Source organism: Yoonia sp. (assembly GCF_017854415.1).
Classification (GTDB): Bacteria; Pseudomonadota; Alphaproteobacteria; order Rhodobacterales; family Rhodobacteraceae; genus Yoonia.
On sequence record NZ_JAFMHR010000095.1, the window covers coordinates 1 to 12925 of the forward strand.

Sequence of the window (12925 nt, forward strand, 5' to 3'; positions counted from 1 at the left end):
GATCCACCGATGATCCCGATTTTCGTCTGCATGATTTGCCTCGTTTGAACTTGCTGTCCGGACACTGAAACGGTTTGTATCAAAAGTGAAGCCTGCAACCCGCGTGCCAATGACGCAACACCCTTATGTCTACCCGCAACGAGGGGTGACAACCGCCACTGGCTTCGTTAGGTGAGCGCTACATCCCATCTTTGACAGGAACTTTTATGGCCCGCGCACTCTTGGCGAGTTTCGCTGATAATTTTAAACTGACTGATCCTGACGCCCCGCTGACACCCCGTCAGTGGCGGATAGAGATTTTGTCGGGCCTGACTGTTGCCCTTGCTTTGGTTCCCGAAGCCGTCGCCTTTGCGTTTGTCGCAGGGGTCGAACCGTTGGTAGGGCTTTATGCCGCCTTTATCGTAGGTTTGATAACGGCCGTGTTTGGTGGCCGTCCTGGTATGATATCTGGTGCAACCGGTGCTTTGGCAGTTGTTATGGTCAGTCTTGTTGCGATGCACGGGGTTGAATATTTGTTTGCGACTGTCGTCCTGATGGGCCTTATCCAGATTTTTGTTGGGGTCATGCGTTGGGGCAAATTTATCCAATTGGTACCGCATCCGGTCATGTTGGGCTTTGTAAACGGTCTTGCGATTGTTATTTTCCTTGCCCAAATGGGACAATTTCAAGTGCCGGGCTCTGCCGAAGGTGGTGGTCACGGCATGGCAAATGGTGAATGGTTGTCTGGCATGCCGTTGTACTTGATGCTTGGTCTTGTTGTACTGACCATGGCGATCATTTGGGTCATGCCAAAAATCACAAATGCGATCCCTGCGCCGCTGGCCGGTATCGGCATTGTCGCGGCAATTGTGATCGGCTTTGGCCTTGATGTGCCGCTCGTGGGTGATCTTGCCAGCATTGAGGGTGGTCTGCCGCCTTTCCATATTCCGATGGTCCCGTTCACATGGGAAACATTCGAGATTATTCTACCTTTCGCTTTGATCCTTGCTGCAATTGGCTTGATCGAAAGCCTGTTGACGCTGAACCTTGTGGGCGAAATGACCGGCAAACGCGGTGGCGCGAGCCAGGAATGTCTGGCCCAAGGTGCCGCTAATACGATCACTGGTTTCTTTGGCGGTATGGGTGGTTGTGCGATGATCGGCCAATCAATGATCAACGTGAAATCCGGTGGACGTACACGCGTCGCTGGTATTGCTGCTGCCTTGTTCCTGCTGGCCTTTATCTTGTTTGCAAGTGGCCTGATTGAGCAGATCCCGCTGGCGGCTTTGGTAGGTGTGATGTTCATGGTTGTGATCGGCACATTCGCTTGGAATTCGTTGAGGATCTTGCGCAAAGTGCCACGCACAGATGCGTTTGTGACGATCCTTGTGACAATCGTCACGGTTGCCACTGATCTTGCAACTGCTGTTGTTGTCGGCGTCATCGTCTCTGCGCTTGCATATGCATGGAGCAACGCGACCCGCATTCACGCGATCGAGCGTGAAAGCAAAACAGAGAAGGGCGCGAAGGTCTATGAGATCCAAGGGCCGTTATTCTTTGGATCCGCTGATAGGTTCGCCGAGCTGTTCGATATCGCGAACGATCCTGATGTTGTCATCGTCGACTTCGCCAATAGCCGCGTTGCCGACCAATCAGCGCTGCAAGCGATTGAAGGGCTGGCGCAGAAGTACATCGACGCAGGTAAGGTGATTCAACTGCGTCACCTTAGCCGCGATTGCCACCAGCTTTTGTCAAAGGCAGGCCATTTGATGGTCGATAGTGATGACGATCCTGATTATGCGTTGGCGGCTGACTATAGTGTCAAAACGGGCATCATTGGCGGGCATTAATCGTCTGGACGCTTGAGGCTGAAAACTTCGCGCACAACCGCGTAATCGCGGTAGCCCATCCGTGCGAGCGGTTGAAAGCGCGTGACATCAAAAGCGCCGTCTACGATGCAATCGTCGCGCATGTGCACGCCGATAACTTCGCCAAAGACGGCAAAATTTGCTTCGCCGGGCAATTGCACGATTTGGGTCAGTTTGCATTCCAGCGTGGCTGGCGCATTGGCGATGCGGGGGCATTCGATCGTCGCGCAAGCGGCTTTTTCGATGCCAGCCAAGCCAAATTCATCGGTTTCGCGGTCCCAAGCGCCGGATGTCTTGTTCATTGCATCTCGGGCGGCATATTCCACGATGTTGATCGCAAAGACGCCGGTTTCGCGAATGTTGGCCACGGAATCTTTGGTGTCGCCACGGTCGGCCTTGCGGCTGGTGGATGAAAACATGACCTGCGGTGGCTCGTAGGCGACCGCGTTAAAGAACGAATAGGGGGCAAGGTTGTCGTTGCCGTCTGCCCCGCGTGTTCCGATCCAAGCAATAGGGCGCGGTGTAACGATCGCGTTAAACGGATTATGTGGCAACCCGTGGCCATTTTTGGGCTCGTAAAACATCGTGCAGCCTTTTCGTTCAGTTTCCCAAGAGGTAGCTTGCGACAAAGCGCTTGGCCAGATGAAAGACCCGATGCAACAATCTGCAATGACTTTGGCCGTCGAGGGCGCGCAAGACTGGTGGGAGGTCGAAGCGCTTTATGATCTGTGCTTTGCGCCTGGACGGTCGGCTTTGTCGTCGTACCGGTTGCGTGAAGGGGTTGATCCTATTGCGGGACTTTGCCTGACGGCACGCGACAATGACGGCATTTTGGCGGGGGCCGTCCGCAACTGGCCTGTGCGAATTGGTAACGCAGATGTGGTGTTGTTGGGACCGATCGCAGTGCACCCCACCCGCCAAGGCGAAGGCGTGGGGTCATTTCTAATGCAGGCTTGTCTGGGTCGCGCGCGCGATGGTGGGTGGGCCCGCATAATGCTTGTGGGTGATGCGCCTTATTATCAACGCTACGGGTTTGAAGTGTTGAACGGTGTCGCGATGCCACCACCTACAAATCCACAACGGGTTCTTGGTATCGCACTCCGGGATGGTGCTTGGGATGGGGTGACAGGCGCAGTTGCTGCGGCGCGTGATTGAATTCTGCCAATAAGATGCCCATCTTGAGCGGATGACTGATCCGGTGAACACAATAAAAGAAATCAACCCTGCAAATCCTCCAGCGCCGCTATCTCAGGCCGCGCGGGACGAGATCGCAGCGCTTGCCGCACGTCAGCGGCGGGCAAACGGTATCTTGATGAAGGGCATCAATTTCGTTGGTGGTCAGGTCGAGGATGGTCTTAAGGTTTTGCCCGCCGGAACGCGCGACCAAATTGACAAGCTGGCACGCAGCGCTTTGCGGCAAAGCTTTGATGCTGCACATAAATCCAGCAAAGGGATAGGGCGCAATATCGGATCAGATCGTGTGCACAAAATTCTGGCCACGCTTTCGGGTGCCTTGGGTGGCTTGGGCGGTCTGCCGACGGCGCTTGCTGAATTACCTGTCGCGACCACGGTCATTTTTCGTGCCGTGCATCATGTCGCCGTGGAATATGGCGAAGACCCTGACGCCGAAGCGACGTGCATGGAATGCCTTGCCGTTTTCGGGGCAGGTGGTCCGGGCACAGATGATGATGGCGTTGATACGGCCTTTATTGGCGCGCGACTTAGCCTGTCAGGTGCTGCCGTGAACGGCTTGATCAGCCGCGTTGCACCGCGGTTCGCTGCAGTCCCGCATAAAAGCTGGCGTCGCAAGCTGTGCCGATTCTGGGTGCGGCCGCCGGTGCGGGCACAAATTATGCCTTTATCGACTATTATGTGGCGATGGCGCATGTGCATTTTGGATTGCGTAAACTTGCGCGGGCGCACGGAGATGCCGCAGTAGCTGACTATTTTCACAAAGTGCTGGCCGAAGGTAAACTACCTCAGACCTGATAAACCAGCCAATCGGCCACGGCGCGGCGCACAGATTGTTCGCCGTTTGCGATTGCCTCATCCATCACCGCTTTAACGTCGGTCAGGTCAACGCGGCGCAACAAGTGTTTGACTGGTCCAATAGAGGCAGGGCGCATCGACAAGGTGTGCAACCCGAGAGCCGCAAAACAAAGCGCTTCGACAGGGCGTCCGGCGTCTTCGCCGCAAAAAGAAAGTGGCGTGCCAAAAGCTGCACAACGCTGCACGACTTTTTCTAAGAAAGACAAAAAGCTGATGTCGAGGGTGTCATAGCGTTTGCGCACCCGTTCGTTTTCACGGTCGGCAGCAAAGAAAAACTGCTTGAGATCGTTGCCGCCGATAGAGATGAAATCAACCTCTTCAAAGAACGCATCGGGTGCAAACGCTAACGACGGTGTTTCCAGCATGGCGCCAACTTTGAGGACATTGGGCAGCGGATGCCCCAGCTTTGTCTCGCGTGCGATGGCTTTTTCCATTTCCGCGCGGGCGGCACGAAATTCGCCGATTTGCGTTATGAACGGGAACATTACGTCGAGTGGTTCGCCGTTTGCCGCCCGTAAAAGCGCCTGCAATTGCATGCGCAAGACACCGGGTTTATCCAAGCCGACCCTGATTGCGCGCCAGCCCATAGCAGGGTTCGGTTCGTCGTTAGGCTTCATATAGGGAAGTACTTTGTCTGATCCGATATCGAGCGTGCGAAACGCCACGCGTTTGCCGTCCGCGGCCTTGAGAACACGCGAATAGAGCGCCGAAAGCTCTGCGCGGCGCGGCATTTGGTTGCGGATCAGAAATTGCAGCTCTGTGCGAAAGAGCCCTACGCCTTCGGCGCCAGAACCTGCCAACGAGGGCAGATCAGCGATAAGACCCGCATTCATTTGCAACGAAACCGTTGTGCCGCACTTTGTTGTCGCAGGCAGATTGCGGATCGAAGCATAGCGTTCTTGCGCGCGCGTATACATCGCGATCTTGTCGCGAAACGCTGCATGAACGGTTTCATCGGGCCGCAGATGCGCGATGCCCTGATCGCCATCGACCAAGATCGGATCACCGTTAAGCGCCTCGCGGGTCACACCTTTGGCGTTGATGATCAACGGGATTGCCCATGCGCGGGCCACGATGGTCGCGTGACTGCCCACCGATCCGTCCTCAAGAACAATACCTTTGAGTTTCTTGCCATACTCCAGCAATTCACCCGGTCCGATGTTGCGCGCCACAAGAATGGCATTTTCAGGCATATCTGACTGCGCGTCTGCGCCTTGGCCTGTTAGAATACGCAATAGGCGGTTCGAGAGATCATCAAGATCTGACAGCCGTTCACGTAAATATGCGTCTTTTGATTTCGAAAGCCGCGCGCGGGCCAATGATTGTTCTTTTTCAACGGCAGCCTCTGCGGATAAGCCGTTGCCGACATCGGCCTCCATCCGGCGTAACCAACTGCTGGAGTTGGCGAACATGCGATATGTTTCCAGCACCTGCGCCTGATCTTTGTCGACGGTCCGCGCGCCCAAAAGCATATCGTCGATACCACTGCGCAATTGTGTAATCGCTTCGACGAGCCGAATACGTTCCTTTTCGGGGTCATCCGAGATCGGATTCGTGACAACAACGCGGGGTTCATGCAGGTACACGACGCCTTCGCTTGCACCTTCTTGCGCGATTGACCCGCGCAGCATGACAGGCTGTTGGTGGCGCGCGGATAGGGCGGCACCTTCGCCGACAAATGCGCCAAGCTCGGTCATTTCGGCAATCACCATCGCGACGATTTCAAGGGCGTAAACTTCGTCAGGTGTGTACTCGCGCGCATCCTTGGATTGCACGACAAGCACGCCCAGCACATCGCCAAGCCGCTGGATGGGCACACCACAGAAACTAGAAAACCTTTCCTCGCCGGTTTCCGGCATATAGCGGAACCCTTTGGATGATGGCGCGTCGGCAGTGTTGATGACTGTGCGGCTTTTAGCAGTACGGCCGACCAGACCTTCGCCCAGACGCATACGTGTCTGGTGAACCGCTTCGGCTTGCAAACCCTTTGTGGCGCATAATTCTAGCGTTTCGGCATCCCGGAAAAGATAGATCGAGCAAACAGCAGTACCCATCGAATCGGCAATCAGATCAACCACAGCATCCAAGCGCGCCTGACCTTCACTGTCAGCCGCCAATGCTTCGCGCAGTCTGCCCAGCAGCTTGCGGCTTTCAGTTTCTAGTCGATGTGGCATGTGCCCTCTCGTGACGCGGGCTGCCGAGTGCTGGTCTAGCCCGCTTTTTCCAACTCAAAGGCATCATGCAGGGCTTGCACGGCAAGTTCCATGTATTTTCGGTCAATCAGCACTGAAATCTTTATCTCGGAAGTTGTAATCACTTTAATGTTCACACCTTCAGCAGATAGCACGCGGAACATCTGAGCAGCGACGCCAGTGTGGCTGCGCATCCCGATGCCAACAACGCTGACTTTGGCGACGCCTTCGTCGGCGACCAGATCGTGATAGTTTATCTCGCCTTTATCTTTGGCGTCTTGCATCGCTTTTTCGGCGCGCATCACCTGATCGACGGGGCAAGAGAACGTCATGTCTGTGCGCCCTTCTTCCGAGATGTTTTGCACGATCATATCAACGTTCACACCTGCATCGGACAATGGCCCAAAGATCGCCGCCGCAATACCGGGGCGGTCCGCGACCGAGATGAGGGTCATTTTCGCTTCGTCGCGGGAATAGGCGACACCGGCCACAACATTGGATTCCATGATTTCCTCCTCGTCGCAAACAAGCGTACCAGCGCTGTCTGACGGTTCTTCAAATGATGATAGCACCCGCAGGCGCACCTTGTACCGCATTGCCAATTCGACCGAGCGTGTTTGCAGGACTTTGGCACCCAATGACGCCAGTTCCAGCATTTCTTCAAACGCGATTTTATCTAGCTTGCGGGCTTTGCTCGTGATGCGTGGGTCGGTCGTATAAACACCGTCCACGTCTGTGTAGATATCGCAGCGCTCTGCTTCGAAGGCGGCGGCAAAGGCCACAGCCGTCGTATCTGACCCACCGCGTCCAAGCGTTGTGATCCGTCCTTCGGGGCTGACCCCTTGGAAGCCCGCAACGACAGCGACGCGCATGCCTTCGCCGAATTTGGCATTGATGTTATCGGTAGGGATTTCTTCGATGCGCGCGTTGGAGTGAGCAGAGGTCGTTTTAACAGGGACTTGCCAGCCTTGCCAACTGCGCGCGGGAATATCCATTTCTTGCAAACGCAACGCCATCAGGCCTGCGGTGACGTTTTCGCCGGACGATACAATCGCATCATATTCGCGCGCGTCATATAGCGGCGAGGTTTCATTCACCCAGCCAACTAATTCATTGGTCTTGCCTGACATGGCCGATACGATGACGATCACATCAAAACCATTCGCGACCTCAACCGCGACGCGCTTGGCGGCGCGGGCGATCCGGTCAAGATTGGCCACCGAAGTGCCACCAAATTTCATCACGAGCGTTGGCATGGGTCGCCTCTTGAAAACATCTGCTTATTCAGGCGCTTCCTTAATGCCGCTTTGCCCTAAGGGCAAATGGTTAGTACGGATGTGGCCGACCATCCCAGTTTTCAAAGCAGCCTGTTGTTGCGACAGACAACGCGTCAAAGCGGGCCATCAGCCCGTCAGCGCTTTCTTGCATTGAAATATCGGCGTTTTCACCGCCCATATCGGTGCGCACCCATCCGGGGTGGTAAATGCCAACACTGAAACCTTCCGGTGCCAAATCAACAGCAAGATTGCGGCCGACGTTGAGAACAGCCGCCTTGCTTGCACAATATATATAGCCACCACCCGACGCGATGGTTTGTGACCCAAGCTGTGAGCTGATGATTGCAATCTTCGGGGCTTGGGCAAGGCGCAGATTTGAAAGCAGCGACTGAATAGTCATGAAAACGCCTGTCACATTTGCGGCAAACGTGGCTTCCCACATGGCGGACGCGTATCCGCTTTCCAGCTTTTGCCCTTGGTCAAGGTTCACACCGGCATTGCAGACCAACAGATCTATCGGTGTGTCTTTCATACGTGCGGCCAAGGCACACTGCGATGCGGGATCGGTGACATCCAACTGCAACATCGCGCCGTCCTCGGCTGCGCGATGCGTTCCAAGGACTGTCTCTCCGCGGGCGGCATAGCCGTCAAAAAGTGCTTTTCCGATGCCGCGATTGGCACCTGCGATCAAAACTGTCATATCGGGCCTCTTGTTGGATTAGTTGGTTTTCTTGCGTGGCATAAAGGGCAGGGGTACGACAGGAATACCGTCATCCACCAGTTTCTTGGCTTCCGCCAAATTCGCTTGCCCGTAGATTGAACGCTCTGGCGTTATGCCATCATGCATATCGCGTGCTTGCTTGGCGAAGGTGTCCCCGACGTAGTCCGAATTGCTCTCTACTTGTTCGCGCAGTGCAGCAATCGCTGCCTCGTTTTGTTTAGGGGCTGTGATTTGCGAAGAGGTGCTAACGGCAGGGGCCATGATTGTTTTCGCAACCTTTGTAGATCCGCATGTCGTGCAAGTGATCATCCCAGCCGCCACTAGCTTGTCAAACGCGGCGCCAGACTGAAACCAGCTTTCGAATTCGTGGTCTTGGTCGCATTTAAGATGAAAGCGGATCATGTAGCCCTGCGCGCTATGGAATATATCAAAAGTAAGCCTTTCGAGAGGGCTTGCAAGCCCTGCTTAGCGCTTGATCTTCTTGGGGTTAAAGCTGAGGACGATCTGTTTCAGCGCAGGTTCGGAGAGTTTCTTCGCAGCCTTTTCAAGACTGAACCATTTGCGGCGGCGTTGGTGCTTTTCGGGCCATTTGCTATGCACATGTGTGACGTGCAATGGATAGACCATCGTTAAGATAGGCGCGTTTTCGACTTTGCCGGGCGTGCTGTAGCTGTAGACACCCAGACATATGTCGAAGGCTTCGCCAGACACACCCGCTTCTTCCAAGGCCTCGGTCGCGGCTGCATTTGCAGGAGTTTGTTTGTGCATCGGCCATCCCTTTGGGATGATCCATCTTTTGCGCGTGCGGCTTGTAATCAGGCAAATCTGCACCTGATCGTTCTTGATACGCCAGCAAAGCGCTGCAAATTGCGCCCGCACATCTGTTTTTCCGCCACTGCGCAGTTTCAAAGGAAGCTGCTTTACGATCGATTTCGCCATGTTCGTGGTCCAAAAAAGCGTTACATCAAGCCTATGGCAGACGTTACGCAAACCACGGATGGACGAGCAACCCCAAAGCCGCGATTTATCGGTTCAGAAATCTATCGTAATTCCAGTTATGGCGCATGGCATCCGTTGCGTGTGCCGCGTGTGTCGACCGTGATGGACTTGTCGCGCGCGATGGGGTGGCTACCGCCTGCGCAGTTTGTCACCAGTCCACGCGCCAAGGTGGCCGCTCTCACCGGATATCACACCCCTCAATATTTGGCCGCGTTGCAAGCCGCAGAGACTGCCCAATCAGTTAGCGCGGATATCCGCGATCGTCATGCGCTAGGCACCGTATCGAACCCTGTATTCAAGGAAATGTACCGCAGGCCTGCGACGTCTGCAGGCGCGTCACTGCTGGCGGGTGAATTGCTTAAGCGTGGCGGTGTTATCTATTCACCCGCTGGCGGCACGCACCACGGGATGCCGGATCGTGCGAACGGGTTTTGCTATCTCAATGATCCGGTGCTGGCCATTCAATCCTTGCGCCGCAATGGCGCGCAAAAGATCGCTTATATTGATATTGATGCACATCACCCCGACGGGGTGGAACATGCGTTTGCGGGTGATGCGGATACCCTGCAAATCTCGGTCCACGAAGAAAACCGTTGGCCGCGCACAGGCGCATTGACTGATGTAGGCGTGGGGCAGGTGTTTAACCTGCCCGTGCCAGCGGGTTTGAATGACGATGAAATGGCCCTGATCAGTGAGCGGGTCATTTTGCCTCTGGTTGCGGGCTTTCGCCCTGACGCGATTGTTCTGCAATGCGGCGCGGATGCAGTGACCGAAGACCCACAATCGCGCCTGACCCTATCAAACAACGCGCATTGGGCGATTGTTGCGGCACTCTTACCTATAGCACCACGTTATTTGGTGTTGGGCGGGGGGGGATATAATCCGTGGTCGGTCGGGCGGCTTTGGACGGGCGTTTGGGCCACACTGAATGGTTTTGAAATTCCCGACCGCTTACCGCCTGCCGCACAAACCGTTCTGGGTGCGCTGGAATGGAACGGACCATCGCGGCGGCATTTCCCCCAAGATCATTGGATCACCGATCTACGGGACACACCACGCGGCGGTACAAGACGCGACGAAGTGCGCGGGCGTGTCGACGCATTGGCAGCCCGCCGCCAAGCGTGGGTCTGAGCCTTGCAAGACCCCGCGAACCCCCTGATAGTCTGCCTATGATTTTACGCGCGTTCACCCTTGCTTTGGCGATGACCCTTGTGGCGCCTTTCGCGCGTGCGGACGTGCTGGTTTTCAGCGCGGCCAGCCTCAAAGGTCCGCTGGATCAAATCGCGGCCCAGTTTGATGGCGTCGTTGTGTCTTATGGTGGCAGCGGGACCTTGGCGCGCCAAGTCAGCCTTGGGGCGCCTGCGGATGTTGTGCTGTTGGCGAATGTCGATTGGATGAACTATTTGGCCGCGCAAGGTGACGTTGATCCGGATAGCGTGGCTGATTTCGCAAGCAATCGCTTGATACTTTTGGCCCAGCAGGGTCATCCGCCTGTGACACTTGATCAGGCTGGGCTGTCTGATGCGCTGGGCGATGGACGTTTGGCGGTGGGTCTGACCAATGCCGTCCCTGCCGGGATCTATGCAAAAGCTGCGCTGCAATCACTGAACCTTTGGGACGGCGTACAGAACCAATTGGCCGAGGTTGACAATGTTCGTGCCGCTCTTGCGTTGGTTGCGCGGGGGCAGGCTCCTTTAGGTATCGTATACCGTACCGATGTGCGGGTCAGCGCGGATGTGACCGAAGTGGCGGTTTTTCCATCTCAAAGCCATCCGCCAATCCGCTACTTGGGTGCAGTCGTCGACGATGCCTCCGATGAAGCACGCGCGTTTTGGGCCTTTGTACGCGGACCAGAGGGACAAGCGATTATGGCCCAAGCTGGATTCTTGCCTGCGATGGAACCGACGCAATGATAGAGAGCCTGGGTCCGCAAGAATGGACAGCAATCATGTTGTCGCTACGTGTGGCGCTGGTTGCAACGCTTGCGGCATTGCCTGTCGCGATTTGGGTCGCCTATATTTTGGCGCGCAAGACTTTCCCAGGGCGGCAGTTCTTGAATGGCCTCGTGCATCTGCCGTTGGTTTTGCCACCTGTGGTCACTGGGTATCTTTTGTTGGTCCTGTTCGGTCAGCAAGGTGCTATTGGCGGGCCGCTTTATGACATCTTCGGGATATCCTTTGCGTTTCGCTGGACAGGTGCGGCGCTCGCGGCGGCGATCATGGCGTTTCCGTTGATGGTGCGCGCAATCCGGTTAGGGTTTGAGGCGGTTGACCCAGGGCTAGAAGACGCGGCGGCAACGCTTGGCGCGTCGCGCTGGCGGGTAATGTTCACGGTGACATTGCCGCTGGTGCTGCCCGGCATCTTGGCTGGTGGGATTTTAGGGTTTGCTAAGGCGCTGGGCGAATTCGGGGCAACAATCACATTTGTCGCAGCCATTCCGGGACAGACGCAGACGATCCCGACCGCGATCTACGGGCTGCTGCAGGTCCCAGGCGAAGAACCGGCAGTACTTGGGCTTGTGGTTGTTTCGGTCGTGCTCGCAATGGGCGCGCTTTTGGTCTCTGAATGGCTGGCACGGCGGATGGCGCGCAAAGTGGGGCGCGTATGATAGAGGTTGATATCCGCAAAAGGCTGGGCGCGTTTCATCTGCAAGCGCAATTTGAAGCACCCGCTGGCGTCACGGCAATCTTTGGACCGTCGGGGTCAGGAAAAACGTCGATTGTGAATGCCGTTGCGGGGTTAAGTCACCCGGACAGCGGGCGGGTAGCTGTCAACGATGTGGTGCTTTTTGACAGTGATGCTGGCATTAATTTGCCGCCACAAAAGCGTCGGATCGGCTATGTTTTCCAAGACGCGCGGCTGTTTCCGCACATGACAGTGCTGCGGAACTTGCGCTATGGCGGGCAACATGACGAAGCGCAGGTAATCGATGTTCTGGGACTAAGCGACCTTTTGGACCGCACGCCCGCGGGATTATCGGGTGGCGAACGACAGCGTGTCGCGTTGGGGCGCGCGTTGATGTGTCATCCGCAACTGTTATTGATGGATGAACCACTTGCGGCGCTTGATACTGCACGCAAAGCCGAGATTTTGCCCTACATTGAGCGATTGCGTGACACGGTTAGAATCCCGATTTTGTATGTCAGCCATGACATATCCGAAATCGCACGGCTTGCGACGACCTTGGTGGTCTTGGACAATGGCAAGGTCGTGGTCAACGGGCCGGTGGGGCAGGTGCTATCCCACCCCGACGCGGTGCCGTTGGTCGGTGTGCGGGCGGCGGGCGCTGTTATTACGACGCGGGTCGTTGGTCGGCTGTTGGATGATGGGCTAACCGAGCTTGCGTTTTCCGGCGGTCGGTTGCTGCTGCCGGGTAACTTTGGTGTCGTCGGGCAAAATGTACGCCTGCGCATCCCTGCACAAGATGTTATCTTAGCTCTGGAGGCACCCGAGGGGCTCAGCGCATTGAACGTCTTGCCAGTCGAGATCACGCAGATCAACCAAGGGCGCGGGCCAGGCGTGGCAATCGGGCTTAAAGCCGGCAACGATCATCTGCTGGCACGTGTAACTCGACGCAGCGCACTAAGGATGGAGCTATCGGTTGGGCAAAAGCTATTTGCGATTATCAAGGCAACCGCTGTTGGCCCTGAGGATATCGGCAGCTAGGATTCGTGGTTGAATGAATGGCACATTTCCGACAGGCACGAAATTCGTACGGCTCAGCCAGCACTTGGACAACAACCAGGCCCTATATTGGCTTGACCTCACCCAACGCTGTCCTTAGTTCATACGAAATGAGGCGAGTGGGCAGGTAGGTTATGCAGCGGATTGCAAATCCGT

The 12925-nt window shown here is 55.9% G+C and carries 13 protein-coding genes; 7 read left to right on the top strand and 6 right to left on the bottom strand.

From position 1 onward, the window contains the following. The first annotated feature begins 206 nt into the window (after positions 1 to 206). Positions 207 to 1829: a SulP family inorganic anion transporter gene (locus tag QZ197_RS11220; protein WP_296432054.1), complete on the top strand. Its 1623-nt coding sequence runs from the start codon at positions 207 to 209 to the stop codon at positions 1827 to 1829. Here the strand turns inward: QZ197_RS11220 and QZ197_RS11225 are convergent. After that, complete coding sequence (locus QZ197_RS11225) at positions 1826 to 2431, bottom strand: flavin reductase family protein (RefSeq protein ID WP_296432055.1); 606 nt, start codon at positions 2429 to 2431, stop codon at positions 1826 to 1828. The genes QZ197_RS11220 and QZ197_RS11225 overlap by 4 nt on opposite strands. Before the next feature lie 70 nt (positions 2432 to 2501). Between QZ197_RS11225 and QZ197_RS11230 the strand changes: the two genes are divergently transcribed. Together QZ197_RS11230 and QZ197_RS11235 are read left to right on the top strand one after the other, a co-directional pair. After that, on the top strand, positions 2502 to 3002 hold the full coding sequence (locus tag QZ197_RS11230; protein ID WP_296432056.1) for an N-acetyltransferase: 501 nt from the start codon (positions 2502 to 2504) through the stop codon (positions 3000 to 3002). 31 nt (positions 3003 to 3033) lie between these two features. After that, the gene (locus QZ197_RS11235) at positions 3034 to 3786 is read left to right on the top strand and encodes an EcsC family protein (RefSeq protein ID WP_363157892.1); all 753 of its coding nucleotides are present in this window, start codon (positions 3034 to 3036) and stop codon (positions 3784 to 3786) included. 40 nt (positions 3787 to 3826) lie between these two features. Here QZ197_RS11235 and ptsP read toward each other — a convergent pair whose 3' ends face one another. The 5 genes from ptsP to QZ197_RS11260 form a co-directional block, all read right to left on the bottom strand. After that, positions 3827 to 6070, bottom strand: coding sequence for a phosphoenolpyruvate--protein phosphotransferase (gene ptsP / locus QZ197_RS11240; protein ID WP_296432058.1), 2244 nt, complete (start codon positions 6068 to 6070; stop codon positions 3827 to 3829). Positions 6071 to 6105: 35 nt separating this feature from the next. After that, complete coding sequence (locus QZ197_RS11245) at positions 6106 to 7344, bottom strand: aspartate kinase (RefSeq protein WP_296432059.1); 1239 nt, start codon at positions 7342 to 7344, stop codon at positions 6106 to 6108. A gap of 70 nt (positions 7345 to 7414) precedes the next feature. Beyond that, positions 7415 to 8065 carry an SDR family NAD(P)-dependent oxidoreductase gene (locus tag QZ197_RS11250; protein WP_296432060.1) on the bottom strand — a complete coding sequence of 217 codons (651 nt, stop codon included), beginning with the start codon at positions 8063 to 8065 and terminating at the stop codon, positions 7415 to 7417. A gap of 18 nt (positions 8066 to 8083) precedes the next feature. Next, positions 8084 to 8488, bottom strand: coding sequence for a DUF1178 family protein (locus QZ197_RS11255; RefSeq protein WP_296432061.1), 405 nt, complete (start codon positions 8486 to 8488; stop codon positions 8084 to 8086). A 63-nt stretch (positions 8489 to 8551) separates the two neighbouring features. Next, positions 8552 to 9025 (bottom strand): NUDIX hydrolase, encoded by a 474-nt coding sequence (locus QZ197_RS11260; protein WP_296432062.1) that lies wholly within the window; start codon positions 9023 to 9025, stop codon positions 8552 to 8554. Between the two features lie 33 nt (positions 9026 to 9058). Between QZ197_RS11260 and QZ197_RS11265 the strand changes: the two genes are divergently transcribed. The 4 genes from QZ197_RS11265 to modC are packed head-to-tail and all read left to right on the top strand — an operon-like array spanning position 9059 to position 12751. Continuing rightward, positions 9059 to 10216 carry an acetoin utilization protein AcuC gene (locus QZ197_RS11265; RefSeq protein WP_296432063.1) on the top strand — a complete coding sequence of 386 codons (1158 nt, stop codon included), beginning with the start codon at positions 9059 to 9061 and terminating at the stop codon, positions 10214 to 10216. 38 nt (positions 10217 to 10254) lie between these two features. Continuing rightward, the gene (gene modA, locus QZ197_RS11270) at positions 10255 to 10998 is read left to right on the top strand and encodes a molybdate ABC transporter substrate-binding protein (RefSeq protein ID WP_296432064.1); all 744 of its coding nucleotides are present in this window, start codon (positions 10255 to 10257) and stop codon (positions 10996 to 10998) included. Continuing rightward, the gene (modB, locus tag QZ197_RS11275) at positions 10995 to 11693 is read left to right on the top strand and encodes a molybdate ABC transporter permease subunit (RefSeq protein ID WP_296432066.1); all 699 of its coding nucleotides are present in this window, start codon (positions 10995 to 10997) and stop codon (positions 11691 to 11693) included. Before modA ends, modB begins: the two co-directional genes overlap by 4 nt. Continuing rightward, entirely contained in the window at positions 11690 to 12751 is a 1062-nt protein-coding gene (gene modC / locus QZ197_RS11280) for a molybdenum ABC transporter ATP-binding protein (protein WP_296432067.1), read from the top strand. Before modB ends, modC begins: the two co-directional genes overlap by 4 nt. The last annotated feature ends 174 nt before the right edge of the window (positions 12752 to 12925 follow it).